This is a genomic window from Kribbella sp. NPDC049174, from assembly GCF_043197365.1.
In the GTDB taxonomy this organism is placed as follows: Bacteria; Actinomycetota; Actinomycetes; order Propionibacteriales; family Kribbellaceae; genus Kribbella.
Map to the genome: position 1 here is coordinate 278472 of NZ_JBICSZ010000003.1, position 26115 is coordinate 304586.

At 65.5% G+C, this 26115-nt stretch carries 23 protein-coding genes and 2 pseudogenes; 11 read left to right on the forward strand and 14 right to left on the reverse strand.

Annotated features, from left to right (window positions below; all coding sequences use genetic code 11):
• The first annotated feature begins 497 nt into the window (after positions 1–497).
• The 3 genes from ACGFIF_RS18660 to ACGFIF_RS18670 all read left to right on the forward strand — a co-directional run bounded on the left by ACGFIF_RS18660 (position 498) and on the right by ACGFIF_RS18670 (position 3733).
• Positions 498–1691 (forward strand): helix-turn-helix domain-containing protein, encoded by a 1194-nt coding sequence (locus tag ACGFIF_RS18660; protein ID WP_393155861.1) that lies wholly within the window; start codon positions 498–500, stop codon positions 1689–1691.
• Positions 1688–2218 carry a flavoprotein gene (locus tag ACGFIF_RS18665; RefSeq protein ID WP_393155863.1) on the forward strand — a complete coding sequence of 177 codons (531 nt, stop codon included), beginning with the start codon at positions 1688–1690 and terminating at the stop codon, positions 2216–2218. The genes ACGFIF_RS18660 and ACGFIF_RS18665 overlap by 4 nt, the downstream gene beginning before the upstream one ends.
• A 102-nt stretch (positions 2219–2320) precedes the next feature.
• The gene (locus ACGFIF_RS18670) at positions 2321–3733 is read left to right on the forward strand and encodes a toll/interleukin-1 receptor domain-containing protein (RefSeq protein ID WP_393155864.1); all 1413 of its coding nucleotides are present in this window, start codon (positions 2321–2323) and stop codon (positions 3731–3733) included.
• Positions 3734–3751: 18 nt separating this feature from the next.
• Here the strand turns inward: ACGFIF_RS18670 and ACGFIF_RS18675 are convergent, their stop codons facing one another.
• Together ACGFIF_RS18675 and ACGFIF_RS18680 are read right to left on the reverse strand one after the other, a co-directional pair.
• Positions 3752–4660 carry a helix-turn-helix domain-containing protein gene (locus ACGFIF_RS18675; RefSeq protein WP_393155866.1) on the reverse strand — a complete coding sequence of 303 codons (909 nt, stop codon included), beginning with the start codon at positions 4658–4660 and terminating at the stop codon, positions 3752–3754.
• Positions 4605–5489, reverse strand: coding sequence for a DUF4231 domain-containing protein (locus ACGFIF_RS18680; protein WP_393155868.1), 885 nt, complete (start codon positions 5487–5489; stop codon positions 4605–4607). Before ACGFIF_RS18680 ends, ACGFIF_RS18675 begins: the two co-directional genes overlap by 56 nt.
• Positions 5490–5607: 118 nt before the next feature.
• On the opposite strand from ACGFIF_RS18680, the gene ACGFIF_RS18685 reads away from it, so the two are divergent.
• The 3 genes and pseudogenes from ACGFIF_RS18685 to ACGFIF_RS18695 all read left to right on the forward strand — a co-directional run bounded on the left by ACGFIF_RS18685 (position 5608) and on the right by ACGFIF_RS18695 (position 9639).
• Complete coding sequence (locus tag ACGFIF_RS18685; RefSeq protein WP_393155869.1) at positions 5608–6177, forward strand: TIR domain-containing protein; 570 nt, start codon at positions 5608–5610, stop codon at positions 6175–6177.
• Positions 6178–6843: 666 nt separating this feature from the next.
• Positions 6844–7176 (forward strand): annotated as a pseudogene (locus tag ACGFIF_RS18690) (toll/interleukin-1 receptor domain-containing protein); the annotation flags it as partial.
• A gap of 90 nt (positions 7177–7266) precedes the next feature.
• Positions 7267–9639, forward strand: coding sequence for a WD40 repeat domain-containing protein (locus tag ACGFIF_RS18695; RefSeq protein WP_393156792.1), 2373 nt, complete (start codon positions 7267–7269; stop codon positions 9637–9639).
• Positions 9640–10465: 826 nt separating this feature from the next.
• Here the strand turns inward: ACGFIF_RS18695 and ACGFIF_RS18700 are convergent.
• The 3 genes from ACGFIF_RS18700 to ACGFIF_RS18710 form a co-directional block, all read right to left on the reverse strand.
• Positions 10466–11863 (reverse strand): vanadium-dependent haloperoxidase, encoded by a 1398-nt coding sequence (locus ACGFIF_RS18700; RefSeq protein ID WP_393155871.1) that lies wholly within the window; start codon positions 11861–11863, stop codon positions 10466–10468.
• 264 nt (positions 11864–12127) lie between these two features.
• Complete coding sequence (locus ACGFIF_RS18705) at positions 12128–12631, reverse strand: ABC transporter substrate-binding protein (protein ID WP_393156794.1); 504 nt, start codon at positions 12629–12631, stop codon at positions 12128–12130.
• A 13-nt stretch (positions 12632–12644) separates the two neighbouring features.
• Positions 12645–13535 carry an RNA polymerase sigma-70 factor gene (locus tag ACGFIF_RS18710; protein WP_393155872.1) on the reverse strand — a complete coding sequence of 297 codons (891 nt, stop codon included), beginning with the start codon at positions 13533–13535 and terminating at the stop codon, positions 12645–12647.
• Positions 13536–13688: 153 nt separating this feature from the next.
• Here ACGFIF_RS18710 and ACGFIF_RS18715 point away from each other — a divergent pair, with 153 nt between their 5' ends.
• Together ACGFIF_RS18715 and ACGFIF_RS18720 are read left to right on the forward strand one after the other, a co-directional pair.
• Positions 13689–14171 (forward strand): carboxymuconolactone decarboxylase family protein, encoded by a 483-nt coding sequence (locus tag ACGFIF_RS18715; protein WP_393155874.1) that lies wholly within the window; start codon positions 13689–13691, stop codon positions 14169–14171.
• A gap of 88 nt (positions 14172–14259) precedes the next feature.
• Entirely contained in the window at positions 14260–15360 is a 1101-nt protein-coding gene (locus ACGFIF_RS18720) for a hypothetical protein (RefSeq protein ID WP_393155876.1), read from the forward strand.
• On the opposite strand, the gene ACGFIF_RS18725 is transcribed toward ACGFIF_RS18720, so the two are convergent.
• Both ACGFIF_RS18725 and ACGFIF_RS18730 read right to left on the reverse strand, forming a co-directional pair.
• Entirely contained in the window at positions 15357–16376 is a 1020-nt protein-coding gene (locus ACGFIF_RS18725) for a lactonase family protein (RefSeq protein ID WP_393155878.1), read from the reverse strand. The genes ACGFIF_RS18720 and ACGFIF_RS18725 overlap by 4 nt on opposite strands.
• A gap of 51 nt (positions 16377–16427) precedes the next feature.
• Positions 16428–16952: a GNAT family N-acetyltransferase gene (locus ACGFIF_RS18730; RefSeq protein ID WP_393155879.1), complete on the reverse strand. Its 525-nt coding sequence runs from the start codon at positions 16950–16952 to the stop codon at positions 16428–16430.
• An 18-nt stretch (positions 16953–16970) separates the two neighbouring features.
• Here ACGFIF_RS18730 and ACGFIF_RS18735 point away from each other — a divergent pair, with 18 nt between their 5' ends.
• Positions 16971–17819, forward strand: a complete 849-nt coding sequence (locus ACGFIF_RS18735) for an arylamine N-acetyltransferase (protein ID WP_393155880.1) — start codon at positions 16971–16973, stop codon at positions 17817–17819.
• A 5-nt stretch (positions 17820–17824) separates the two neighbouring features.
• Here the strand turns inward: ACGFIF_RS18735 and ACGFIF_RS18740 are convergent, their stop codons facing one another.
• From ACGFIF_RS18740 to ACGFIF_RS18770, 7 genes and pseudogenes are all read right to left on the reverse strand, one after another.
• Positions 17825–19276, reverse strand: a complete 1452-nt coding sequence (locus tag ACGFIF_RS18740) for an NADH-quinone oxidoreductase subunit N (RefSeq protein ID WP_393155881.1) — start codon at positions 19274–19276, stop codon at positions 17825–17827.
• Positions 19273–20799 carry a NuoM family protein gene (locus tag ACGFIF_RS18745; RefSeq protein ID WP_393155883.1) on the reverse strand — a complete coding sequence of 509 codons (1527 nt, stop codon included), beginning with the start codon at positions 20797–20799 and terminating at the stop codon, positions 19273–19275. The genes ACGFIF_RS18740 and ACGFIF_RS18745 overlap by 4 nt, the downstream gene beginning before the upstream one ends.
• On the reverse strand, positions 20796–22559 hold the full coding sequence (locus ACGFIF_RS18750) for an NADH-quinone oxidoreductase subunit L (protein WP_393155885.1): 1764 nt from the start codon (positions 22557–22559) through the stop codon (positions 20796–20798). The genes ACGFIF_RS18745 and ACGFIF_RS18750 overlap by 4 nt, the downstream gene beginning before the upstream one ends.
• Positions 22556–22876 carry an NADH-quinone oxidoreductase subunit NuoK gene (gene nuoK / locus ACGFIF_RS18755; RefSeq protein ID WP_393155887.1) on the reverse strand — a complete coding sequence of 107 codons (321 nt, stop codon included), beginning with the start codon at positions 22874–22876 and terminating at the stop codon, positions 22556–22558. Before nuoK ends, ACGFIF_RS18750 begins: the two co-directional genes overlap by 4 nt.
• Position 22877: 1 nt before the next feature.
• Positions 22878–23378, reverse strand: coding sequence for an NADH-quinone oxidoreductase subunit J (locus ACGFIF_RS18760; protein WP_393155888.1), 501 nt, complete (start codon positions 23376–23378; stop codon positions 22878–22880).
• Positions 23379–23536: 158 nt separating this feature from the next.
• Positions 23537–23764, reverse strand: a pseudogene (locus tag ACGFIF_RS18765) (4Fe-4S binding protein); the annotation flags it as partial.
• Between the two features lie 199 nt (positions 23765–23963).
• Positions 23964–24716 (reverse strand): methylenetetrahydrofolate reductase, encoded by a 753-nt coding sequence (locus tag ACGFIF_RS18770; protein WP_393155890.1) that lies wholly within the window; start codon positions 24714–24716, stop codon positions 23964–23966.
• Positions 24717–24790: 74 nt separating this feature from the next.
• Here ACGFIF_RS18770 and ACGFIF_RS18775 point away from each other — a divergent pair, with 74 nt between their 5' ends.
• A complete protein-coding gene (locus ACGFIF_RS18775; RefSeq protein ID WP_393155891.1) occupies positions 24791–25033 on the forward strand; it encodes a hypothetical protein in 243 nt (80 codons plus the stop codon).
• Positions 25034–25236: 203 nt separating this feature from the next.
• On the forward strand, positions 25237–26070 hold the full coding sequence (locus ACGFIF_RS18780) for an MBL fold metallo-hydrolase (protein WP_393155893.1): 834 nt from the start codon (positions 25237–25239) through the stop codon (positions 26068–26070).
• Positions 26071–26115: the final 45 nt, after the last annotated feature.

The window sequence follows — 26115 nt, forward strand, 5'->3', positions numbered from 1 at the left end:
TCGGGTCCTGACGAGTGCCGAAAAACATCGGTCCTCCTTGTTGCATAAGCGATACTGTGATGCGCACCACGGTAGCGATTCACTCTCGGTTGCGCAAGTAGGGTGCGGTACACTGGTGCGGTGAGTGACCTGAGGGATGACCTATCAGCGGCTACCCGCCGATACCGACGAACTGAGTCCGCCCATGAGGAGGCGCGGCACGAGGTGCTCGCGGCAGTCCTCGCCGCTTTGAGGGGAGGTGTGCCGCCGACTGAGGTTGAACGCCTCTCGCCATTCACGGCTGCGTACATCCGCAGGGTGGCGCGCTCAGAGGGCGTGCCACCGGCAGCGCCCGGCCCCAAGCGGATCGGTTCCTGAGTGGCTGGCTCGTTCATGCCTCCAGCGTCGATGCGAATCGCGGCGACGCTGTGCACTCGCGAACCTGCGCACTTTTGTGCGCAATGTTCGTTGTTGGCAGCGGTTCACTAGAGGGATCACACCAACGAGGGGAACTGCAGATGCACGTAGGAGAGCGGATCGGGGCGTACCGCAAGCGGCGCGGTATGTCGCAAGACGCCCTGGCCGGCCTCATCGGAATGTCGCGCTCCTGGCTCTCGCAGGTCGAGCGCGGCATACGTGGTGTCGATCGCCTGTCCACCCTGAACGACCTAGCAACCGTCTTGCGCGTCGACGTAGCCGACCTGATCGGCCGCGACTGGGTACTCGCGCCCGATGCGCCTGAGCAGGTGACCGCGGTTGACGCCGTACGGAGCCAACTGGCGAGCTACCACCACCTGCTAGGCGAGCAAGCCACCCCATGGCCTCTCCCACAGCTCCGGAACGGCGCTGTCCAGGTCCACCAGGCCTACCAGGCGGCGAAATACCACACGGCCACCGCGATGCTCCCCGACCTAATCCGGGCCGCCGACGCGTACGACGGCTACCAAGGACGCGACGGTCGGGAGACGCACCTCGCCCGCTGCTCGGTCTACGTAGCCGCCGCGAAGCTGCTGACGAAGGTCGGTGAGCACCAGCTCGGCTGGCTCGCTGCCGACCGAGCGACGCATGCCGCGCTGGCGGCAGACTCGAAGGCCGCTCAAGGAATGGCCGCGCACCAGATTGTGTGCGCGCTACTCCGCAGCGAACGCATCGATGACGCTGAACGGGTCGCCGTCCGCTCAGCCGAAGGTCTCATGCCCCTCACCGGCTCCGACGCCCCGGACGCTGTCTCGCTCGCCGGGTCCTTGTGGCTCATCTCATCCGTCATCGCCGCTCGCCGGACGGATCGCGCAACGGCCACCGAACGACTGACCACGGCCGGTCAGCTCGCAGACCTCCTCGCCCACGACGGCAACCACTGGTGGACCGCCTTCGGTCCCACCAACGTCCGAATCCACCGAGCCTCGGTCGCAGCCGAATTCGGAGACCCGACCGACGTGCTGCGCGCCGCCACCGAGATCGACGCTGAGGCCATGCCGACCGGTCTCCAAGGCCGCCGCTCCCGCCTGCACATCGACCTCGCCTGGGCGCAAACCCAGGCCAAGAACGACATGGAAGCGATCCTGCATCTCCAGCAAGCCGAACGAGTCGCCCCCGAGCTGATCCGCTACCACACCATCGCCCGAGAACTGGTCCGCGAACTCCTCAGACGCTCCCGCAAACCCACCCCAGCCCTGACCGCCATCGCTACCCGCGCAGGAGTCCTCGCGTGACCGACCGCACGCTCTACCTCGTCACCTGCGGAGCGCCTCTCGCGTCACGCATCGGAGATGGCGCGCAAGCCGCCCGTGATCGTGGGTGGGATCCCTACGTCATCCCCACAGATGCCGCGCTCCCGTGGCTCGAAGGTCAGGACCTGGCCAACGTCCCAGTCCTCACTGGCAACCGCGCCCCCGGTGAGCCGAAGTGCACTCCGAAGGCCGACGCGGTCGTCGTGGTCCCGACGACATTCAACACGCTCAACGCATGGGCGAACGGCAACGCCAACACTTATCCGCTGACGATCCTGTGCGCTGCACTCGGCTCTCGCACGCCCACCGTCGCCGTTCCATTCGCCAAGCACGACCTTGCCGGCCATCCGGCTTGGCTCGCGTCCCTGGCCGTGTTGAGGTACGCGGGTATTCGAGTTGTCGACCCTCATGATGGTTCAACCGCGTCGTTGGAGCCGCTGCAGTCCGGGACAGGAGACACCGTGACGGCGAGATTCGAATGGGACTGGGTGCTCCGCATCCTGGGCTGACAGCTCATGATGGGCGGGTCGCCAACTTGACCCGGTTGCCCTGCGCCCGCCACGGCCTGGCGGTTCGCGGACGGGACGGCTCCCCAGAGTTAGGCTCAATGCATGTTGTACGACGTGTTCATCTGTCACGCGAGTGAAGACAAAGACGACTTCGTCCGGCCGTTGGCCGAGCGCCTGCGTGCGGAACATGTCGAGGTCTGGTACGACGAGTTCAGTCTTAAAGTGGGAGACAGTCTTCGGAGGTCGATCGACCGCGGACTTAGCCAGTCGCGCTTCGGCGTGGTGGTACTGAGCCCGACCTTCTTCGGGAAACGCTGGCCCCAACGGGAGCTCGATGGCCTCGTCGCTCGCGAGATGGCTGGGGCCGACCCCGTCATCCTGCCGATATGGCGACGGGTTGAACCATCGGATGTATTGGCCTATTCGCCGCCGCTCGCCGATACGTTGGCGATATCTGCAGCTAGTGGACTGGATCATGTGGTTCGCCAGCTCGTCACGAGAATTCGACCTCAAGGATCGACGCTCATCATCGCTCGGGATCACCTTCTCGAAATGGGCTTCGTTCCTCCCGTCATCAGTGACGACTGGTGGCTCGATGTCGCCGCATTCTCCGAGTCCAATGACATGGAAGGCGGCTGGCAGGAGTCCATGGGGTGGGGCAGATGGGGGTTTCCATTACCGCCTCCGTCCAAGGATCCGGCCGAGCGCGGCCTTCGTATGGCGTGGGCGGCGCTGCAGATGACCTGGGAGCGAGAGGCGGAATCGCGACCTATAACCCAGGTGACAAAGCCCGAGGTGGTTGCTGAGTTCATCAACTCGCAGGTCGGTCTCAGGGAGACGTGCCGCAGGTTTCCCCGTTACCTAATAAGCTACGCTCCGCAGTTGGTCATACCGGGGTTTGGTGGCGAATTCGAGGACGATATTGAGACGGCATACTGTCGCTCACGTGCGGCTGCGGAGGAATCTATCGCCCGAGGATCAGTTTCCGGTACCGCTCTTACGACCGATGGTCTGCCGCCGAGGTGCGCCGACGAGTATGTATTGAGGGACCCAGAGTTCGGCGGATATTCACCGGGGCATGTAGCGTGCGGGTTTGTTCAGGGCAATTATGTTGCCAACGGTCCGCCAGTCATGTACTACAGCCACATTGACTACGTCGCATGGCTGCTGTCCGACGAAAGTCGATGGCTCCCGGCAAGAATACGCGACATGCTTACGCGCGGCATGGCTGAGTGGGGGGTGTGGATATGGGACACCCGCGACCGCCGAGCACAAGAGCAGTTCGGATTCGAGATGATCGAGTGTTCCGGGTCATTCGGCAAGTCACTCGCTGAGGCAACCTCGCAGCTCGACTTCAGGCCGACCAGAAATGTCCGGGTCGACTTGGAACACCGTCTCCATTTCAGTTCGCAACTGCTGGGCCTTCCGGAGAGTGGTGAAGAGTTAGCCGCGCGGGTGTTGGACGCAAGGTTCCTCGATCACTACTTCGCAGCCAATTGTGATGGCGGGCCATAGTTGGTTCGGCACGGCTAATTATCTGCCGCCGCCCGAACTCATGACGTGTTCATAAGCCCTTCTGAGCGGATCGGCTAGCTTCTCCTCCAACTGAGTCGCGTTGGCGTAAATGATTGTCGTCCAAGTCTTCATGTCGAAGGGCAACTCTGTCTCCCTGCGGGCCGTGCGGATGACATACTTCTCGGCGCCGCGAGCTATTCCAGCCTCGTAGTATACGTTCGGGCTGTTGAGCGTGAAGTCGGCGAGGACAACGTCGCTATCGCGGATCTGCTGCTCGATCGCCGTGCTGATCTCATAGTCGCCATCAAGCAAATCCATGCGGCTGACTTCGATAGGCAAACCCGTGGCGCTTGTCGCCCGCCTTATTGCTTCGTAGTAATCCACAAGCGCCGGCTCTTCGTCGAAGCGAAATGACATCGCGACGAAAAGCGAGATTGTTCCAGCGATGACTGGGTTCGGATGAGGCGCACGCCTTAAGGGTCTGATCTCCGTTCCTGTGCGTACGAAGCCTTGACCCGTTGCGGTGAGGACGGGCGCAATGAAGTCGGGTGCCTTCGGCACATGAATAGCCAGGATATTTACACCATCGATGACAAACGACTCCAATCGGACGCCTATCAGCGATAACTGCTCGGCAACCGCGTGAACTCGTGTCGATATGATGCCGAGTCTGCTGTCCGGGATTCCGACCAGTTCACCATCGTCCAAAACTCCGACGACAATAGTTCCGCCGCTAGAGTTCGCAAATGCGGCCAACTGCCGTGCCACATCGTCTGACCTGAGATTGGATTTTAGCTCTAATGTCTCCGACTCGCCTCGCTTGATTAGACTCAGTAATTCATCTCCGGTCAATCTTCCCTCCATTTGTTGTCTAGCCGGCGTGGGACCGCGACGCGAGCCAGAGTGTGTGCTCTCGGCTGATCGCATCTTCTGCGTCGTTCATCTCGCGTGCCCAGTCTTCTTCAGTTGTCGCCGCCTCCAGTTTCGCTAACGCGCTTGCTAGGTCCGAGACGGTGGTCGCGTACGCGCGAGCAATCTGATCATGTTGTTTTGTCTCCAGCCAAGCGACAATTGCACCAATTGCGGCAGCGAGTGTTGGAGTAAATGTCAGGCCAATGTCTGTCAATGATTCAAGAAGCGCGGCTGCTGCACCGCCGAACTCCAGCGCGATTAGGCCTATCCTCCAGAAGCGAGCTTTTCGGCGATTCTGGTTGTGCCTGTCCTGATACCATTTCTGCTGATCCTGGACCCGATCAGCTATGTAGATTCTCTTTCTTTCGTCCAAATTGGCTGACCGCGCCGACCGCATCCATGGAGTTAGATTGGATCCAATGATGGCGTCAAGTGATAGCTGCGGATACCTAGCCCGCATGGTGTCTAGCAGACTGACGAATGTGCGGTCCGCTTCGTCGTTATTCATGGTACGCGGAAAGGGGTCGCCGGCGGCCGCGAATTTCCACGATAGAGTCTTGGCGGACTCGGCGACGGCGCGCCCGTCGTACCAGTCGCGTTCCGGATGCTGTTTCCACAGTTGTGACTCGACCAGCAGGGCTCCAATGAAGAGGAGTAGCGCGACCAGGCCGAGTAGATCGATGTCGTGATCGCCCATCCTCCAGCTGGCGACTCCGCAGGCAGCCGCTGCTACAACGAAGGTGAGCCTCAGTTGCGTGAGGCGAAGGTAGGACCTCTGGCCTGCGCGAGATGCTTGATCGGCGGCGCGGAAGAGCTGAGGCATATCAGTGTCGGGGATGGCCATGGGAACGATGGTGCCCTACGGTGTGATCGCACGCTGCGGCTTGTTGTAGCGTGTCGAGCGGGTTAGCGGACTGGAGGGGGCAAGGGTGGGGCACGCGAGTCAGGTACGCCTACAGTGGGTGGCGGAGGTCGCGGCGAGCAAGAAGCGTGACAGCACTAGGCACAAATGCTTCATTTCTTATCACGCAGCCGACACAGATGAAGTAGCGCAGTTTCTGGAAGATTTCGGCTCTGAATTCATTGGGAAAACTGTCGGCGTGACCGATGAGGATGACTTCATCGATAGCGAAGATAGCGAATACATCATGGATCGAATTCGCAAGGGCTATCTTGGAGATTCGTCGGTAACGATCCTCCTGGTCGGCGCATGTACATGGGCTCGACGTTATGTCGACTGGGAGATCGCATCGTCGCTGCGCAATAGCAAGTACAGCAAGATGAACGGTCTTCTCGGCATTAGGTTGCCGAGTGTGGGGCACATCAATCCCCAATTGCCTGCTCGCTTTAGCGACAATGTTGTCCGCGATTCTTCTGGGAATGACGTTGGGTACGCGCGATGGTATTCGTATCCGACGAGCAAGGCGAGTCTGCGGAACTGGATTAGTGATGCCTTCTCGGCTAGAACGAGTCGCGCGCATCTCAAAGACAACTCGCGTGCGCGCAGGGTGCGCAGCGCGTCCTGTTCGTGACCAACTGTGCCTTGAAGATGCGACCCGCACGGACGCTCGAACGCCTGGTACCCAGATCCGTGCCCAGGATGCCGCGCTTTGGCGTCGGATGGGCGGGGAGGATGAGACGCACGAGACCTCGATTGGGTGATCAACCGCGCGGCGGCGAGACGAGCACTCGCGCTTGAGACGCCTTCAGGGCAGTCATAACCCAGAGGCCGCAGTCCAGCCGGCTCAGGCCCGTTCGCACTTGCGCCGCTCGCGCCGCGCCCCCGCGAACGGGTCGACACTCGCGCTCGCCGGCCAGTTGGCTGTCCGCTGGGGCGGAAGACGACCTGGGGCTCGGCCCGTTGAACCTTCAGCCCCGTCCCGGCCGGGGGTGGTTCCCCACCCGCCCATCCGGCCGGGCTGCGCGCAACCTATAACCACACCGGCGGCGGGTGCGGCACATGTTCGCGCGCTGGATCTGGCCACCGGGCAGATATTCGACCGGTTCCGGGATCGCAAACGCTGGACCGAGTTCGTTCCTCGCCTTCCGCAAGCCAGATCCGGGCGGGTCCTAGGGAGGGGCTACTTGACGACGGCGAGCGCAAGTCGGACGATCGACTTCTAGAGCTGCGCTTGCAAGGGGCGGGGCCTGTTCAGTGGCCGCTGGCGGCGAGCAGGTGATTGGGTGTGTCGGCTGATATGCGGGGATCTGTGGTGCGAGGAGCGCCCGCGCAGCCACGAAAGAAATTCGCCGCATTCATTTCATATGACCATCGTGACGCCACCATTGCTCGCGCTCTCCAGCGAGGAATATTGCGGATTGGACGACCTCCGTATCGACGTGCTGCTGAAAGGGTCTTTCGCGATGAGTCGGACCTGACTGCTCATCCGTCGCTTTGGGGCTCGATCGAAGCGGCCCTGGATAATTCGTCCACCCTGATACTGCTGGCGAGTCCGGAGTCAGCTAGCTCATACTGGGTCGGCAGAGAGTTGGATCATTGGCTCGCCAGGCGGGGAACTGAGTCGGTCATAATTGTTGTGACGGGCGGCGAGATCGGCTGGCTACCCAAGGGTGGGATGCAGAGTCGCTCGAACGCGATACATCCGGCTCTGATAAGCAGGATGCAAGATGAGCCGTTGTGGGTCGATCTACGATGGGCGAGATCGGCCGGCGAGGAGTGGAGACAGGATTCCCGCTTTATGCAGGCGGTTGCTTCGGTCGCCGCCGCGGTCCGCGGGGATGACAAGGCGGAGTTGATCGGTGAAGAAGCGCGACAGCATCGGCGGACGGTCCGCCTGGTGCGTTCGGCCGTCGGCGCGCTGATCGCCCTGACTGTGTTGGCAGCCATCGGAGGCGTGGCGGCACTCGACCAGCGCAATCAAGCAAACCAACAGCGAGATGAAGCTCGCCATCAAGCAAAGACGGCGGAGTCTCGGCTCTTGGCACTCCAAGCGAACCAGAGTCAACCCGACGCCTGGGATCGCGCCATGTTGTTGGCGATCGAGGCAGCACGCACGCAGGAGAATATCGACACGCGGCACGCCCTCTTCCGGGCCGCTAGGCAGAATCCTCGGATACACGCAAAACTGGCGTCCGGCGCGCTTGCGATGGCCGTCGATCCAGCGCACGATCACGTAGTGCTCGGAACGCAGGATGGCCGCATCCGCGTACTAAATGTGAGCAATGGAGCAACCGTGTGGACCGTAGAGTCCGAGGGCAAGCGGCCGGTCCACGCTCTCGCGCTAGCGGCTCGTTCCCAGCTCATCGCAGCGGCCGACCAGGGCCAGACGGTTGTGGTCCGGAAGATAGGAGCACGCTCAACACCCCTTTTCCTTCGGTTTCCGGTTGAAGTTGGTGCCCTAGCGATCAACCCGCAAGAAACGGTGTTGGCAGTTGGTCTTCGCGAGATGCTCCCCTCGCCGGCATATGTCGAATTCTACGATCTGCGTAGCGGAAAGCGACTCGGGCGCATGAGCCCACCTGAGCCGTCTGGTGATTCTTATCCAAACCATTCGGTCACGGCGCTCGCCTACGACCCGTCGGGCCGATACCTTGCCATTGGTGCGGGCTTCCTTACAGCAGACCTCAGCGTCTGGGATGTTCGAACCCGTGAGCTTGCGCACCATGTACTTGCCGATGAGCGCATTCCGCTAGTTGGACTTCGTGGTGTATCAGGCATCGGTTTCAGTCCTGATGGACAGCTCATGGCTGCCTCATTCGGGCAGGTTATCCGGGTTTGGGAGATGCCCAATGGCTCCCCGCAGACAACGATAAGAGTATCGACCCGCGGCGCGAAGGGCGTGTCGTTCTCTCCTGACGGGTCTGCCCTCATCAGCGGTAGCCCCGATCGGACCGTCTACACGTTCGATGTTGGGTCAAAACGGCGACTATTTCCGCCGCTAACTGGCAGTCGACAATCTGTCATCGCTGACTTCTACGGCAGCAAGGCGCGGGTGGTCACCGCAAGTGCAGAAGATGTTCTCGCCTGGGACCTCGATCGACATGAAAGGGTCGCTCGTCCGATCCAGGCTCATGCGTCCGCGATACTCAGCGTCGGCCAGGCTGGCCGGTCCGGTGTTGTCACAGGCGATCGCGACGGAGTGGTCCGTCGTTGGGATCGCGACGGCAAGGTCATCGCAGCGCCGCTCAGGACCGGCGAGCCGGTGTTCGGTCTCAGTGCATCGAGGAACGGCGACCTACTCGCTATTACTGGGACGAACAGAGTTAGGGTCTGGGACTTCACCCAGAAGAGCTACCTCGTCAACCTGGCTCCGGGCATTCAACCGGCCGCCGCAATTAGCCCCGATGGAAGGCTGCTGGCTATGACGCTATTCGATGAAGGAGGCATCGAGGTGGGCGTAATGCTGTGGGATATAGCCTCCAGGAAGGAGGTGCGCCGCTGGATTTCAGGACCGAATCTCGACCGGCCAACAATTGTCTTCGCTCCAGACGGTAACTCACTTGTTATCGGCGATGGGAATGGTCAGCTAATAGATTGGAACCTGCGAACCGGAGGCGCGCGTTCGATCGAAAACCGTCTACCTGATGGCGTCAGGTCCTTGGCGTTTAGTGAGTCAGGTGAAATACTTGCAGCGGGCAGCGGACAGGAAGAAATTGAGCTTTGGGAAATGCCACAGTGGAGGCCCATCGAGGCGTCGTTCAATGGCGATAGTGGCGGTGTGGCATTTCTGAGCTTTAGTGCCGATAATAGATTCTTAGCATCGTCTGGGGGCAGCGGAGGATTTAGCGTATGGGACATAGCCACCCGTCGAGCAATGATAGAACCATTTCCAATGGACTCGTCCCTCGCGGGTGTTATTATGCTTGATGAACGGATGCTGGTATCAGCTCACGACGATGGCACTGTGCGCATGTGGGATTTTTCTGTGGATCGACTAATCGAGATCGCTTGTAGAGCAGCGAATCGCAACTTGACGATATCTGAGTGGAATCTCTACATCGGTAGCGACATCCCGCATCACGACACGTGTTGACGAGTTCATTCGCTCTGCCAATGGTTAATCAGCCCTGACGGCAACTGCGGGCGGCGCCAGTCGCACCATCGGGAACGGCCAAAACGAATGTAATTTGCCAACCTCTCAGAGCACGTCCACCACAGAACCTCCGCGAGGATGATCCTCATCCACCACATCGGCGCACTTATTGGTGCCGGTCTGCGATTCGGCCGATCGCGCCGCTGCTATGGCCACAATGAGCCCGGCGGCGCCCAGGGGGCAGCAAGGCTGCGTCGGCAAGCTCGCCGAGGAGGCGCATTGGGGTCGCCGAACGTCCTCAACTCGGTAGATCCGCACGTTAGGACCGCCAGCATGCCGTCGTCGAAAGCCGGGCGGTGTCGCACATCAGTTGGCGTAGATCCGTCGCGGATCAGTTGTCGGATCACAGAGTGGGTGGGCGGAGCCACCTTTCGGGAGGCAAACCGGGAGGCAACGACCCCACACCGGTCCGGACACGAGTGGACGTCAGTGGACTCAAATGAAAGGCAGTCAAACTGCCCGCAACACAGGGGAAATCCATGGCATGGAAGCGGTCTGAGGGATCGTGCCGACCGGGCTGTTGACTGCTCGTGGAGCGCGGTCGGAAGGGGCGCCCACAATGCCCGCAGAGGTGTGCGACGCGGAATTGGTGCGGAAGTTTGACTGCCTGCTGACATCCGCGCAGGCCAGAGCGTTGCAGGCGGCCCTCTGTAAATCTGTCGGCGTATGCCTACGCAGGTTCGAACCCTGCACCCGCCACCAGCAGCAAACCAGCCCCTGACCTGCGGAAACGCAGAGCAGGGGCTGTTTCGTTGGTGCCGGCCTCTCAGCGGTGGGGTTGGAGGTAGTTGTTGACTGTCAGGCGGCCGATCTTGGTGCCGTGTTTGACGCCTTCGGTGGTGGCGTGGGTGAAGTGGAAGCCGACCAGGACCCGGGAGCGGGCGTTCTCGTTGGAGGCCTGGGAGAAGCTGCTGTAGTGGCGGATCGTCGGGCTGGGGTCGGTGCAGGTGCTGCCGGGAACGGCGGTGAAGCTGCACAGCGAGAAGTTCATCCGGTCCGTCTTGAAGAAGCCGCGGAGTACTGCGGCCGCGGCGCCGCCCTCGACGCTGTGGCCGGAGTCGTGTTCCGGGATCGGCGGGGTGGTCACCAGCGGGGTCCAGGTCGGGTCGGCCGCGGTGTTGGGGTTGCCGTCCGTCGCGGCCAGTTGGATCGCGGTGACCGGGCGCCAGAACAGGAGCTTGTACTTCACGTCGAAGGTCGCGATGTAACCGTCGGTCAGGGCGATGTCGAGCAGGCCGAACAGGCGGGCGCTCTGCCAGAGATCCAGGTGCCGGGCCGTTGCCACCTGGCGGGCGACGCGGTTCCACTGCAGCGGTGAACTCTCCACCCAGAACCGGGCGATCTGGGTCTCCTCGGCGGTGCGTGCGCTCGGCGTGGTGATGCCGTCACCACCGAGTCGCTTCACCTCGTTGAAGTCCGCGGTGTACCGCTTGGAGCCGAGCGGGAAGGGCGGCGCGATCGGGAACTGTCCGGCGGACCTGAGTGCGAACGGCCTCACCTCTCCCCAGGTCGGCGCGAAGGCGAACGGCGTATCAGGCGTGAAGCGGTACTCGCCGGGGTTGACGCCTTGCGGGAAGCCGGCGTCGATCAGCAGGATCGTCGAAGCGCCGTCGTCAGCGCGCTTCGCGAGGATCGTGTACGCCGATTTCTTCCCGAGCTCGATGCCGTCCAGCTTCGCCTTGCTGTCGGGAATGGCGGCAAGTGCCGCGGTGTAGGCAGTCTCCACGCCTGCGATCGCGGCGGCGGTGTCGGTGAACGGTGGTGTCAGGTCCGTCAGGGCTGCGACCAATGAGGTTCGCGCGGCGGCAGCGATGGCAGCGTCTGGGGAGGCGTGGCGTGCGCGGCCGTGGAAGGCATAGGGACGCGAGCGTGGCGAGATGGCGTTCAGCGCATCGTGGATGGCGATATGCATGATCGCGTACATCCGGGACTCGTGCAGCGGGTTGAGCGTCGGTGCGAGCGTGGCAGCGAGCGCGGCCGTCGCGGCGGTCTCGTTCCACCGGATCACCGCGTTGCCGTTCATTGCCGCGGCGCCGCTCGTGACCGCCGGACCCTGCGGTGCCGCAGAGACGGCGGCTCCGGTGGTCGGCGTGAGCAGAGCGATCACCAGGACCGCTCCGACAGCGAGTTTGACACGGGACAGGGCAGCGCGAATTCTGGCCACGATTGGGCCCCCCTCGAGATGTGCCCGGAGCATCGGATCACGGGCATCATTTCGACGCTACGAGCGCCCTATAGGCGGGTCAACGCGTCACGGCCGGGCAATCCCTCACGACTTCCGGCTGCTTTTCGAAGGCCGGTCAGCCGGCGTTCAGGGCCCGGGACAGCTCTGGCGTCAGGTCTTGGACGGCGTACGTGAGGCTCAGGGCCGAGAGGTAGACCATGGAGGTGGATCGTCCGACGTTCAGGGGGACGAAGGCGCCGCGGGTCACGGCGGGGACGCGGGCGAAGGTGGGGTGGCGGTCAGGGTGTCGAGCTTGCCGTCGGAGCTGGTTCCGATGATCAGGTCGGCCTCGATCTTCGAGTACAGCTCCGGAGAGACTTCGGCGCGGCCGGAGGAGCCTTGCATGTTCGGCATGGCGGCGACGGTGTCCGAGACGCCGGCGAAGCCGAGGGCGCGGAGGAACTTGATCGAGGTGTCCTCGTTGGAGTGGATCAGGTAGAGCACCGCGCCGGCGTAGTTGAAGAACGTCACCGTCTTGCCGGCGAAGACCGAGTTGGCCTTGCGCGCGTCGGCGATCTTGCCTTCGACCTCGGTGACGAGCTCGCCGGCCCGGCCGGTGCGGCCGAGGGCCTTGCCGACCGGCAGGTGCGCCTCCTGCCAGGTGTCCTTGCCCAGGCCGTTGAGCGGCGATGACGGCGCCGGAAGGCCGTCGTACGGCGCTTCGTCCCAGGATGCGACTGGACATGTCTCTCCTACCTGCTGGGCCAGATGATCCGGCGGGCTAGCGAGTCACGGCGTTCTCCTGTTCGACCCGGGAGAGTTTCTCGGGGTTGCGGACGACGTAGAGGCCGCTGATGAGGCCGTCGTCGAGGCGGAGGGCCACGACGTCGTCGATCTCGCCGCCGATGCGGACGATGAGGGCCGGCGAGCCGTTGATCTGGACCGGCTCGACCGAGACGTTGCCGGGGAGGTTGGGGAGGCCGGCCGACAGCAGGCGGGCCACCTTGTCGGCGCCCACGACGGGGTGCGGGACGACCTGCCGCACTCCGCCGCCGTCGCCGAGGAGCACGACGTCCGGCGCGAGCAGGTTGAGCAGACTCTGCAGATCACCGGTCTCGATGGCGCGCTGGAAGGCCTCGACCGCGCCCCGGGACTCGGCCGCCGAGACGACACCGCGGGGGCGGCGGGCGGCGACGTGGTTGCGGGCGCGGTGGGCGATCTGGCGGACGGCGGCCTGGGTCTTGTCGACGGCTTCGGCGATCTCGTCGTATTCCAGGTCGAAGACCTCGCGGAGTACGAACACCGCGCGCTCGGTCGGGGTGAGGGTCTCCAGCACCAGCAGCATCGCCATCGAGACGCTGTCGGCCAACTCGACGTCCTCGGCCACGTCCGGTGCGGTCAGGAGCGGCTCGGGCAGCCAGGGGCCGACGTACGACTCCTTGCGGCGGCCGAGCGTGCGCAGCCGGGTCAGCGCCTGCCGGGTGGTGATCTTGACCAGGTACGCGCGCTGGTTCCGCACCTCGTCGTGCTCGACGTCCACCCACCGCAGCCAGGTCTCCTGCAGCACGTCCTCCGCGTCGGCCGCCGAGCCGAGCAGCTCGTAGGCGACGGTGAACAGCAGGTTGCGGTGGGCGACGAACGCCTCGGTGGCGGAATCCATGCGCTCGGTCATAGGTGGTTCCTCTCGACTCTCTCCTGCACGGGACGCCGGTCCCGGCCGCTCTGTGACATCCGGGTTCGGTGGTTCACGTCACAGTCACAGGAGCCCGGTCGCCGACGTCTCGTGGTCATCCACTACACAACTCCACGAATGAGGACGACATCCATGCGATTCAACCTGATCGAGAACCCGCTCGCCGCGAAGTTCGGGAAGCGCTTCGCCAACGCCGCGATGGTGATCGAACAGTCGACGCTGCCGAAGGCCACGCAGGAGCTGGTCAGCCTGCGCGCCAGCCAGATCAACGGCTGCGGTTTCTGCGCCGACATGCACACCAAAGAGGCCACCGCCGCCGGCGAGTCCGCGGTCCGCCTGCACCTGGTCGCCACCTGGCGCGAGTCGACCGTGTTCACCGAGGCGGAGCAGGCCGCGCTGGCGCTGGCCGAGGAAGGCACCCGGCTCGCCGATGCCAGCACCGGCGTCTCCGACGACACCTGGGAGCTGGTGCGCAAGCACTACGACGACGACCAGATCGCCGCGCTGGTCTCCCTGGTCGCGCTGATCAACGCGGCCAACCGGATGCAGGTGATCGTGCGCAACCCGGGCGGCTCCTACCAGCCGGGTATGTTCACCTCCTTCGTCGACAACTGACTTCGTCGGCATCTGACGGCCCGCCGGAATAGCGGCGGGCCGGTCCGTGGTTTCCTCTGAGGACCGATCTGGCCGAGAGGAGCGGGCGTTGAAACCCACCGAGTTCGTGAAGGTGAACACTCAGTTCTGGGGCGACCACCTACGGAGCGTGAGTGAGCATCTGCCCGGCAGTCACGGACGCGAGTTGCCGGGGCAGCTGCTGTACCCGCGGATGATGGTGCTGACCGAGACCCCGGACTGGAACATCCTCGAGCTGGTCGGGGTGAGCCGCGAGTACCGGGCCCTCGAGGTACGACGTCAGAAGGCGCAGAGCATCGAGGAGTACTTCGGTCTCACCGACGGCTCACCGGTCGTCTCGCTGGCCGGCGAGAACATCCTCAAGGACGCGACTGTCGCCACCGAGGCCGGGCGTCGCGAGCTGGACGCCAGGTTCCCGAGCGCTCAGAAGATGCTGGGCGAGACGTACGTCGGCCCAGGCGACCAGCTGCTCCGGTTCGCGCCGGGCAACTACTCGACCTTCGACCGGGTCCTGCTCGTGCACTCCGCCGGTACGGCGACCAGACTCCACTGGACCTTCTTCGCCCTCGCGATCCACCGGTCCGAGCCGGCCGACAAGTACCTGGACTTCCTGCGGAACTTCGCCACCGCGGCACCCCACCTGGACCCGGTCGGCACCGTGAGCGCGCCGCGCGGCGACGAGGGCCTGAAGAGCGCGGCGTTCACCAGCACCTACCTCGCGCACGGCCTCCAGGACTCGACCGCCGAGGAGTTCCTGACCGAGCACGAGAGCATCCTGCTGACTGCGTTCGACGCGACCCGGCTGATCCCCCGGCCGTCGCTCGAGGGGCCGGACAGCACGGTCACGCCCGACTTCATCCTCGAGCGGGCTGACGGGACGCACATCGTCGGCGACCTCGGCCTCCCGCTCCGCGAGGCCGGCAAGAAGCACCGCCGGTCGGCCACCGTCCGCGAGGGCGCGGCTCAGCTCGCCGAGTACGCCAAGTACTTCGAGGAAGCCGAGAACCGCGCCTTCGTCCAGACGAAGTACGACGTCGAGGTGAGCGAACCGCGGAAGCTCCTGATCGTCGGCAGCCAGCAGCCCGTGACCGCCGACGACCTCGCCGAAGCGGCGGCAGAGATCGTCGACTACGACACGATCCTGCGCCTCTACCTGGCCGCGAAGTCCTAGACCGGCAGGATGCAGACCGGCTTCGGCCAGGAGACCGGGGCGCCGTCGGGGATCAGGGTGCCGTCGGCGGCGTCGATGACGAAGGTGGCGATGGTGTCGGAGCGTTCGTTGGCGGCGTAGAGGCGGGTCCCGTCGTTGCTGAAGGCAAGGTGACGGGGCCAGTCGCCGCCCGAGTCGATCGTCTGGACGAGCTCGACCGAGAGGCCGTCGCCTGCGATGGCGAAGACCGCGACGGTGTTGTCGCCGCGGTTGGAGCCGTACAGGTGGCGGCCGTCGGCGGAGATGAGCAGCTCGGCCGGGAAGTTCTCGCCCGGGGAGTCGGCCGGCCGGGTCGAGGCGGTCTGAACGATCTGCAGTTTGCCGTCGGCGTAGCTGCAGACGGTCAGCGTCGAGTCGAGCTCGTTGATCACGTACGCCGCTCCCTCGCTCGGGTGGAACACGAGGTGCCGTGGACCCGCGCCGGGGTGGATGTGCAGCCGGTCAACCTCCTCCAGCCGCCCGTCCTCGGTCAGCGTGGACACGTAGACGGAGTCCGAGCCGAGGTCGACGTCGAAGGTGTACGTACCGGACGGGTCGAACGCGATCTGGTGCGCGTGCGGACCCTCCTGGCGCTCCTTGTTCGGCCCGGTGCCCTCGCGCTGCAGCACCTGGGTGGCCTCGCCGAGCGAGCCGTCCGCCGCGATCGGGTGGATCGCGACCGACCCGGACGTGTAGTTGGCCGACAGCAGGAACCGGCCGGACGGGTCGATGTCCAGGTGGCACGGGTGGTCGCCGCCGGTCGGCTGCTCGTTCAGCAGCTCCAGCGCACCGTCCGGCTGGATCGCGAACGCGCTGACGTTGCCGTGGTCGGTCTCGTTCGTGACGTAGAGGAACCGCCCGTCCGCGGATCTGACCAAGAAGGACGCATCGGTGATCGTCGCGACCAGTCCGATCCCGTCCAGCGGGCCGAACCCGATGCCCTGCCCGCCGCCCGGCTGACTTGTGTAGCTCCCGACATAGATCCGCTCAGAAGTCATGGCCCCTACCCTGCCAGGTCATGGCGACAGCGGCATCGTGGTGTCCAAAGCTCAGCGAAGGCTTAACCCGTAGAGCGCCGATCCCCAGCCCAGATCCGGGACCAGCACCTGCCACCCCTTGCGCCGGTACAGCCTGGGCGCGGGCCGATCGTCCACCCAGGTCGTCAGCAGCGCCTTCCCGTGCGGAAGGTCAGCCATCAGTACGTCGTGCAGCGCCGCACCCACCCCTCGGCCCTGCTCGTCGACCGCGACCGCCAACGACACGATCTCGAAGTGCCCACCGATCCACTCCTCGACGATCTCCGCCGGCGCGGACTCGGCGATCCGGTCCGACCACCACTGCCCGCGCTGCCCGGTGAACCCGTATCCGAACCCGATGATCCGGTGGTCCGATCTAGCGGCGACGAACTTGAACCCGTCGCGCTCCGAGTGCAGCGGCAACTGCTCGCTCCGGAACTCCTCGGCCCTGGCGGCATCCTCGTCGTACCCCGGCGCCCCGAAGGCGGACAGGTAGACGGCGGCCAGCTCCGGAGCGGCCTCGAGGGTCTCTTGGACCGTGAGTACGTCGACGATCACCTGGCCTAGCCTAGGCGGATGGACACTGAGGCGTTCCTGCGACGGATCGGGATCAGCGAGTACGACGGCCCGCCTCGATTGGAAGCCTTGTCGCGGCTGCATGAGGCGTACGTCGACCAGGTGCCGTACGAGTCCGTGCAGTTCCAGCTGGAGCCGGGTGGACCACTCGAGCCGGAGGAATCGTCGAAGCGGATCATCGCGCGGGAGACGGGTGGCTACTGCTTCCAGCTGAACGGGTGCCTCGCTCTCCTACTCACCGAACTCGGCTACCGCGTGACGATGCACCGCGGCGGCGCGCAGACCCCGACCCGGCCCGGCGACGTCGACGCCAGCCACATGGTGCTCACGGTCAGCGGGCTGGTCGAGGATCCGGATCGCCTCTGGCTGGTCGACGCCGGGCTCGGCGAGACTCTGGTGCAGCCGCTACCGCTGGAGGTGGGCAGTACCTACCAGGAGCCGTTCGACCTCCGGTTGCGTCCGTCCGAGAAGGTCGACGGCTGGCGGCTGGACCACGACCCGCGGGCCAACCTGATCGGCATGGACTTCGAGTCCGCCGAGGTCGGCCTGGGCGCCTTCGCCGACCAGCACGCGAACCTCTCCGCCAACCCGGAGTCCCCGTTCCGCCGGCTCGCCTCCGCCTTCCGCCGGAAGCCGAAGTCGGTGGTGGTGCTCCGCTCCGTCGGCCTGACCGAGACGTTCGCCGACCGGATCGACTCGACCATCATCGAGACCCTGGCCGACTACTTCGCCACCCTGGCCGACGAGTTCTACCTGCCGCTTCCGCACCTGGGCCGGACCCAGCGCGACCAGCTCTGGCGCCGAGTCTGGTCGCAGTACGAAGGCTTCCTGGCCAAGCAATCCGCTTGAAGCTGTCAGGTGGCCAGGGCGAACAGGGTGCTCGGGAGCACCGACAGTACGGCGGCTGTGGCGGCGCAGAGTGAGATCATCGCGACGGCCGGGGACTCGATGTCGACCGAGAACGGATCCTCGGCAGGGAGGCGGAAGAGCTCGGCGATCCAGCGGAGGTAGACCGCCAGGCCGATCATCACGTTGATCGCCATCACGATCGCGAGCCAGCCGAGATGCGCGTCGATGACGGCCTGGAAGGCGGCGAACTTGGTGAACAAACCGGCCAGGCCCGGCGGAAGACCGGCCAGCACGACCAGGAAGAAGATCAGCGCAACCGCCAGCCCCGGCTCGGAGCGCACCATGCCGCGATAGTCCGTGAGCAGCCCACCCGGCCGATGCCGCTGCACCACAGCGACCGAACCGAACGCGCCGAGGGTCACCACGACGTACGCCGCCAGATACCCGACCACAGCCTGCGCGTCGCCGACCGCCAGCGGAGCGAGCAGGAACCCGACCTGACCGATCGACGACCAGGCCAGCAGCCGGACCGCCTCCACCTGGCGCAGCGCGGCCAGGTTGCCGACCGTCATCGTCACCGCGGCGAGTACGGCGACCACCGTGCGCAGATCCGATCCGTCCGGTGCGATCCCGGTCGTCACCAGCACCAGCAGTCCGGCGACACCGGCCGACTTCGACACGACGGCGAGGAACGCGGTCACCTCGATCGGCGCCCCGACGTACGTGTCCGGCAGCCAGGCGTGGAACGGCACCGCCGCGATCTTGAACGCGAAGCCGACGATCACGAACAGCCCGGCCGCGAACGCGACCCGCTGCAGATCCGGGTCGAGCCCGTTCAGCCGGTTCGCGATCGTGGTCAGGTACAGCGAGCCGGTCACGCCGTACAGGTAGGAGATGCCGAACAGCATCACCGCGGTCGACAGCACCGACACCAGGAACGCCTTCAGCGCACCCTCGGACCCGCGGCGATCCCGGCGGAGCGCGACCATCGCGAAGCTCGGCAGCGAGACGACCTCCAGCCCGATCACGACGGTGGCGAGATCGCGCGCCCCGGCAAGCACCGTCGCGCCGGTGAGCGCACTCAGCAGCAGGAAGTGGTACTCCCCGACCGGGATGTCCGAGGCCAGCAGCTTGTACGCCGACAACCCGACGACCCCGAGCCCGCCGATCAGCAGCACCGCCCACAGCCCGGCGGTCAACGGCTCGAACACCAGGCTGCACTCGGCCGGCCCTTCCACCGCCGGCCGGCAGAACGCCGGTTTGAAGTCGTCCCGCTGGGCCCAGACGAAGACCAGCCCGAACAGGATGACCGCGCCGGTGAGGAACGTGATCAGGGTGTGCCGGAGCTGCGCCGGCGCGCTCTTCCAGAAGGCGTCCACCAACAACACGGCAACCGCCCCGAGCGCAAGCGCCAACGGTACGGCGACCGCCTGCCAGTCGGTCCAAGTCAGGGTCACAGGCTGCCCCACTGGGTTAGGAGGAGGCCGGGCCAGACGCCGAGCAGGACGGTGAGTGCGATCAGCGGTGCCCAGGTGATGAGCTCGATCCGGCTCAGGTCGACCGCGAAGGCCGCGGCCGGGTGCTCGGCGGGATCACCCTGGCAGAGGTTGCGGACCAGGCGGAGGAAGTACGCGGCGGTCAGCACGGTCCCGAGGCCGGCGATCACCATCAGCACCAGATAAGTGGTCCGGGGCAACAAGTCGCTCGGGTCGTACGCACCGAGCAGGATCAACATCTCACCCCAGAACCCGGCCAGCCCGGGCAACCCGAGCGACGCCAGGCAGGCGAACGTCAGCAGCGCACCGATCCGTGGCAACCGGGCATACAGCGCCCGCCCGATCGTCCGCAGGTCGCTCGTGTCGTGCCGATCCTTGATCGCACCCGCCAGGAAGAACAGCAGACCGGTGATGATCCCGTGCGCGATGTTCGCGAACAGCGCGCCCCGCAGCCCGGCCGGCGACAGCGTGGCGATCCCGAGCCCGATGAAACCCATGTGGCCGACACTCGAGTACGCGATCAGCCGCTTCACATCGGTCTGAGCCAGACACGCCAGCGACCCGGCGATGATCGCCACGGTGGAGAATCCGGCCAGGTACGGCGCGATCGTGACAGTCGCATCGGGCAGCACCGGGACCAGGATCCGGATCAGGCCGTAGGTGCCGAGCTTCAGCAGCACCCCCGCCAGCAGGACCGACCCGACCGTCGGCGCCTTCGCGTGCGCGTCCGGCAACCAGATGTGCAACGGCCACAGCGGCACCTTCACCGCGAGGCCGACCGCGATCAGCACCGCCGCTGCGAGCGGCACCCCATGCCCGCCGAGCACTGGCGAGTTGGTCAGCCGGACGATGTCGAACGTACCCGCCTCCCGGTACACGAGCAGGAACCCGATCAACATCAGCGCCGAGCCGAACACCGTCATCAGCACGAACGTCGTCGCGGCCCGCTTGCGGCCGGCCGGGTCGTGGTCGTCACCCCAGATGTCGATGACCAGCCACATCGGGATCAGCACGATCTCGAAGCAGATGAAGAACAGCACCAGGTCCATCGCCGAGAAGGTGCCGATCACACCCGCCTCGATCACCAGCAGCAGCGCGATCAGCGACCGGGTCCGGCCGACCCGCGGCGTGATCTTCAACGAGTACAGGCAGCACAGGAACACCAGCAGCGCGGTCAGCACGATCAGCGGCATCGAGATCGAGTCCACCGCGACGTGGAACCGCACCCCGAGGGCGGGAATCCACGGCACGTTCGTCACCGCCTGCAGCGGCCGGACGCCGTCGCCGAGCACCTCGTCCAGCAGGTTCGAGTACGCGAACCAGCTCCCGCTGGGCCAGAGCAACAGCGACCCGACCAGCACCAGCCCCGAAATCACCGAGCCGTACAGCGCCGCCAGCCGGTCCCCGATCGCGGCCGGAAGCGCCCACAACGCAAGCGCCGCAAGCAGCGGCAGCGCAAGAATCCCCAGCAGAATCGCGCTCATGAGCCGATCACCCCGGCAAGCACCGCCAGCGCAACCACGCCGACCACCGCCGCGGTCAGATAGCTCTGCACGTTTCCTGTCTGCAACCGCCGGAACCCTTGTGACGCCAACATCCCGGTTCGACCGACCGCCCGCACATAAGCCCCGACCACGTCCTGATCCCCCGCAACCGTCAGCCGCGCCAACCACCGCACCGGTACGGCGAACATCCGGTGGTACAGCGTGTCGATGCCGAACTCACGCTCCAGCACCACCGGCCGCGGATCCGCTCCCCGCGACCACAGCGAGTACGCCGGAAGCGCCCCGAGCAACGCGAGCACAGTCGTCACCAACCCGACGATCCAGTTGAGATGGACGCCGTCGACGTACCCGAGAACGATCGAAGCGACGGCGAGCAGGACCAAGGGCGACAGCATCACCCACGGCGCGTCGCGGAGCTTGGAACTGTCGGGCTCCTCGAGGTCGGCCATCGGGTCGTCGTCCTCGAAGGCTCCCATCGCGCCGGCGAGCGCGGGCGTCCGGAAGAACACCCACAACCACATCCGCACGCAGTAGAACGCGGTCATCGCCGCGGTCAAGCAGACAGACACCAGCACGACCCATCCCACGACCGCACCGTCCCGCGCGTGCTCCCAGGCCGCCTCGACCACCGCGTCCTTGGAGAAGAACCCGGCGGTCCCGGGTACGCCGGCCAGCGAAGCGAGACCGATCGTCATCGTCGCGAACGTGACCGGCAACGCCTTACGCAACCGGCCGCGGCGCGTGTAGCGACGCAGTACGACGAATGCCGCGCTGCCGACCTGGTGGAGCAGGACGCCGGCGCAGAGGAAGAGTAGACCCTTGAACGCGGCGTGGGTGACCAGGTGGAAAAGCGCAGCGTGGCGACCGTCCGCCGTCCCCAAGGACAACGCGGAGAACATGATCGCCAGCTGGCTCACGGTCGACCAGGCGAGCACACGCTTCACCTCGACCGCGGCCATCGCACACAGCGCGGCGAACAGCATCGTCACCGAGGCGACGATCGCCAGCACGGTCATCGTGGTCTCGGAGGCGGCGAAGAGATCGAACAGGCGGGCGATCAGGAAGACGCCGGCGGCAACCATCGTCGCGGCGTGGATCAGCGCGCTGACCGGGCTCGGGCCGGGCATCGCGTCCGGCAGCCAGGTCTGCAACGGGATCTGGGCCGACTTGCCGACCACGCCGACCAGGAGCAGCAGCGTGCCGGTGGTCAGTACGTCCGGGGAGATCTGGCTGGGGTCGAGCTCGGAGATCCGGAAGGTGCCGGCACCGACGCCGATGACGAAGATGCCGAACAGGAAGCCGACATCGCCGAACCGGGTCATCAGGAACGCCTTCACCGCGCCGGAGCGGGCGTCGCGGCGCTCCCAGTAGTGACCGATCAGCAGGTACGAGCAGGCGCCCATCACCTCCCACCCGATCAGCAGCAGGAACAGGCTGTCGGCGACCACGACCGTCACCATCGCCGCGGTGAACAGAGTGACGAGAGCGTGGTACGACGCCGGGCGTTCGTGCAGGTATCCGAGGGAGTAGACCTGGACGCAGGTCGCGATCACGCCGACGACTGCGAGCAACAGGACGGTCAGATCATCGGTGCGTACGGCGAAGCCGATGGTGAGGTCGCCGACGGACGAGTTCAGGAAGCTGGTCTGGTCGGGCTCAACGCCGTACAGCAGACCGGCGGCGAGTACGACGAGCAGGGAGAAGCCGACGCCGGTCACGCGCCAGGCGGTCGCGATCATGTGGCCCTCTCCTGCTCGACCAGATCCCGGGCGGCATCGGCGTCGACGTGGCCGTGACCGCGGAACAGCAGCAGCACGATCGCCAGCCCGAGGCCGATCTCGGCCGCCGCCAGCGTGATCACGAAGACCGCCAGCGTCTGGCCGGTGGCGAGGCCGTCCAGCCGCCAGGCATCGAAGGCGACCAGGTTGAGGTTGACGGCGTTCAGCATCAGCTCGAACGACATCAGCATCGTGATCGCGTTGCGGCGCGCGAGCACGCCGTACACACCGATGCAGAACAACGCGACCGCCAGCAGCAGCGGAAGAACCAACGGCATCTCAGTCCTCCTCCGTCTTCTTCCGCTGGGACAGGGCGATCGCTCCGATCAACGCTGCCAGCAGGAGGACGGACAGAACCTCGAACGGGAGCACCCAGGTCTTGAAGATCGCGGTCCCGACAGCCTCCGCCGACCCGTCCGGCACCGGTTCGATCTTCTCGTTGCCGAAAGCAAACACGACACCGGACCCGAGGATCAGCGCGAGCACACCCGCCACCACCGCGGCGAAGGGACTGCGCCGCGTGGTCAGCGCGGGCAGCGGATTCGTCGGCGCCTTGGTGAGCATCAGCGCGAACAGGACCAGGACGACGATCGCCCCGACGTACACCAGGATCTGCACCAGTGCGACGAACTCGGCGTGCAGAGCGCCGAAGCAGCCGGCGACCGCACCGAGCGCGACGACCAGCCACAGCGCCGCGTGCACGATCCGGCGGGAAGTGACGACGAGGACGGAGGCGATGAGCGCGACTGCTCCGGCAACGCTGAAGAGTGCAGTCGTCACGCCTCGGCCTCCGGCGAAACGGCTGTCTCCGGCGCCGGCGTGACGGTGGGTCCGGGGTCGATCGGCTGCGGTGCCGGGACGGTCCACATCCAGTCGCGGAGGCGGTCCTTCTCGTGGGTCAGGTTGCGGATGTCGGTCTCGGCGTACTCGAACTCCGGCGACCAGAACAGCGCGTCGAACGGGCAGGCCTCGATGCAGATCCCGCAGTACATGCACAGGCTGAAGTCGATCGCGAACCGGTCCAGCACGTTCCGGCTGCGCTCGCGAGCCTGCTCACCGACCGACGGAGCGGTCTCGGTGTGCGAGTCGATGTAGATGCACCAGCTCGGGCACTCCCGGGCGCACAGCATGCAGGAGGTGCAGTTCTCCTCCAGCAGCGCGATCACGCCCCGGGTCCGCGGCGGCAACTCGGGCTGGACATCGGGGTACTGCTCGGTGACGGAGCGGCGGGCCAGTGTCTTGGCGGTGACCTTCAGCCCCTCGATCAACCCCTTGCCAGGTACACCCACGCCTCCTCCTCCCGTCAGTAGGATCCCTGCAAGCAGGACACTAGTCGGTTCCGGCCCAAACCGGTGCGACCCGAGGTCAGAGTTCGCGCTCCAGGCGGGCGGCAACCTGCCGGTATCGGCTGACCGGTATCAGGTGAACGCCGTCGAAGGCCCCCGAGTCACGGATCTTCAGGATCAGCTCACAGGCGTGGTCGACGCCGGCGTCCCGATCCCGGTCCACCGCCTCGATCAGCGCGTCCGGGATGCTGAGCTGCGGCAGGGCCGCCAGGTTGTGGGCCATCTTCGCGCTCGCCAGCACCATCACCCCGGCGTACACGGGAACGTCCAGCGCGACGCTGTCCCGCCAGCGCAGCAGCTCGTCCAGGTCGTAGCTGACCTGGACGTACAGGAAGTCGGCCTCGGCCTTCCACCGCGGCACCGGCCGCAGCCGGGTCGCCGCGCCGACCTGGAACGGTTGGCAGCCCGGGTACGACGTATCGCGCGCCTGCTCGATCATCGTCCGAACCGTCAGCTGGCTGGTCCGCGCGCCCTCGGCCGGGTCGTCGCCGTGCACGAACAGGAACTGCTCGACGCCGTACGCCGCCGCGGTGAGCAGGTCGCGCCGGAAACCGAGCAGGTTCCGGTCCCGCGAGTTGAGGCACGCGATCCCGCGCGACCCCATCGCCTGCACCTCGTTCGCGACCGCGACACTCGACACGGTCGCCCGCCCGATGTGGTTGTCCGGGATCAGGAACGCGTCCGCGATCGGACTCATCACGCCGATCTGGTGCCGCACCTTCTTCAGGTCCGGCCGCGTCGGCGGCTCCACCTCACACACCAGCTCGAACATCCCCCGAGCCTACTGAACCCGGCGCCGCGCCGACTCCGGTTTCCACATGCCGTCACCCCACCTACCTTCGGGAGATGGGGAGGTTTCAACCGCTGCTGGGCGCCGCCGTCGTCGGCGCCTTCATCATGGTTGCCGTCAACGTCATGTTCGCCCTGTTCACCGGCGACCCCGGCAAGTGGGTCGGCCCCGCCGTCGTCATGAGCCCCTTCGCCGCCATCTTCGGCGCCATCGCCGGCGCCGCCGTAGCCGCCCTCACCCGCCGCCCACCCCCACGCCGCCCGGACGACCGCCGCTCCGACAAACGCAAGTACAGATAGCCCACGCGTGTTGCCGCGCGCGACCGAACACCACCACCGCCGGTCCGCAAGATCACGTACGGCTCGCGACGCTCGCTGATTGCGGTCGGGTTTCGGCGCCAACGCGCGAGTGGCAGTTCGTCCATGAACTCTTGCCAAAGCACGGCCGCGAGGTACTACGGTCTCGACGAGCGGTTGCAAACCACCAGCGGAAGGAGCCGCCCGTGCTGACGCAGGTCGCGGAGGGTGTGCTGAACCACCGGAGCGAGTTACTCCAGAACAACACCGTTGTCGTACAAGGCACCGCTGGCGTGTTGCTCATCGACGCCGGGATAACGGGTGATGAAATGACCTGCCTCGCGAACGATCTTCGCGAGTTGGGCCAGCCCGTGGTCGCAGGATTCTCGACACATCCTGATTGGGATCACGTGCTCTGGCACGCCGAACTTGGCGAAGCTCCCCGTTACGGCACGGCCCGCTGCGCGGCTTATCTGCGAGATCTGCGGTCGAACCCGGACTGGAAGGTCCGCGCCGCCGAGGCATTACCTCCGGAGATCGCCGACGAGACACCGCTTGACCTGTTCGGCCTCATTACCGGTCTGCCTGCCGAAACCACGCAGATTCCTTGGGATGGTCCTGAAGTCCGGATTATCGAGCATCCGGCACATGCCCAGGGCCATGCGGCGCTGTTGATCGAGGAGCGCGGCGTTCTCGCGGCCGGCGACATGCTCTCTGATCTCTTTGTTCCGATGCCCAACTTCGAGGAGGCCGCCGACCCGGTCGAGGACTACGTCGCTGGGCTGCTGGTGCTCGAGGGCGTGGCGGACGACGTCGATTTCGTCATCCCGGGGCACGGGTCCGTCGGCGGAGCTGATCAAGCACGCACACGGATCGAACTGGACCGCGCGTACATGCATGCCCTGCGTGACGGCCGTGCTCCCGACGACCCGCGGATCGGCCCATCGGCCAAGCCGGGCTGGGAATGGGTGAGCGACATCCACGCAGGGAACGTGCAGCAGCTCGCCAACAGAAGCGAACGCGACGGCACGCCCGGCTAGCGATCCGCTTGCGACACAACCTGCCCCGGCCAAGTTTCTTGACGC

What these genes read in the sequence shown, in the direction of transcription:
- ACGFIF_RS18660 (WP_393155861.1), top strand. Translation starts at nt 498, where the DNA reads ATGCACGTAGGAGAGCGGATCGGGGCGTACCGCAAGCGGCGCGGTATG.
- ACGFIF_RS18670 (WP_393155864.1), top strand. Translation starts at nt 2,321, where the DNA reads ATGTTGTACGACGTGTTCATCTGTCACGCGAGTGAAGACAAAGACGAC.
- ACGFIF_RS18675 (WP_393155866.1), bottom strand. Translation starts at nt 4,660, where the DNA reads ATGCGATCAGCCGAGAGCACACACTCTGGCTCGCGTCGCGGTCCCACG.
- ACGFIF_RS18680 (WP_393155868.1), bottom strand. Translation starts at nt 5,489, where the DNA reads ATGGCCATCCCCGACACTGATATGCCTCAGCTCTTCCGCGCCGCCGAT.
- ACGFIF_RS18695 (WP_393156792.1), top strand. Translation starts at nt 7,267, where the DNA reads ATGCAAGATGAGCCGTTGTGGGTCGATCTACGATGGGCGAGATCGGCC.
- ACGFIF_RS18710 (WP_393155872.1), bottom strand. Translation starts at nt 13,535, where the DNA reads ATGACCGAGCGCATGGATTCCGCCACCGAGGCGTTCGTCGCCCACCGC.
- ACGFIF_RS18715 (WP_393155874.1), top strand. Translation starts at nt 13,689, where the DNA reads ATGCGATTCAACCTGATCGAGAACCCGCTCGCCGCGAAGTTCGGGAAG.
- ACGFIF_RS18725 (WP_393155878.1), bottom strand. Translation starts at nt 16,376, where the DNA reads ATGACTTCTGAGCGGATCTATGTCGGGAGCTACACAAGTCAGCCGGGC.
- ACGFIF_RS18735 (WP_393155880.1), top strand. Translation starts at nt 16,971, where the DNA reads ATGGACACTGAGGCGTTCCTGCGACGGATCGGGATCAGCGAGTACGAC.
- ACGFIF_RS18745 (WP_393155883.1), bottom strand. Translation starts at nt 20,799, where the DNA reads ATGAGCGCGATTCTGCTGGGGATTCTTGCGCTGCCGCTGCTTGCGGCG.
- ACGFIF_RS18750 (WP_393155885.1), bottom strand. Translation starts at nt 22,559, where the DNA reads ATGATCGCGACCGCCTGGCGCGTGACCGGCGTCGGCTTCTCCCTGCTC.
- nuoK (WP_393155887.1), bottom strand. Translation starts at nt 22,876, where the DNA reads ATGCCGTTGGTTCTTCCGCTGCTGCTGGCGGTCGCGTTGTTCTGCATC.
- ACGFIF_RS18770 (WP_393155890.1), bottom strand. Translation starts at nt 24,716, where the DNA reads ATGTTCGAGCTGGTGTGTGAGGTGGAGCCGCCGACGCGGCCGGACCTG.
- ACGFIF_RS18775 (WP_393155891.1), top strand. Translation starts at nt 24,791, where the DNA reads ATGGGGAGGTTTCAACCGCTGCTGGGCGCCGCCGTCGTCGGCGCCTTC.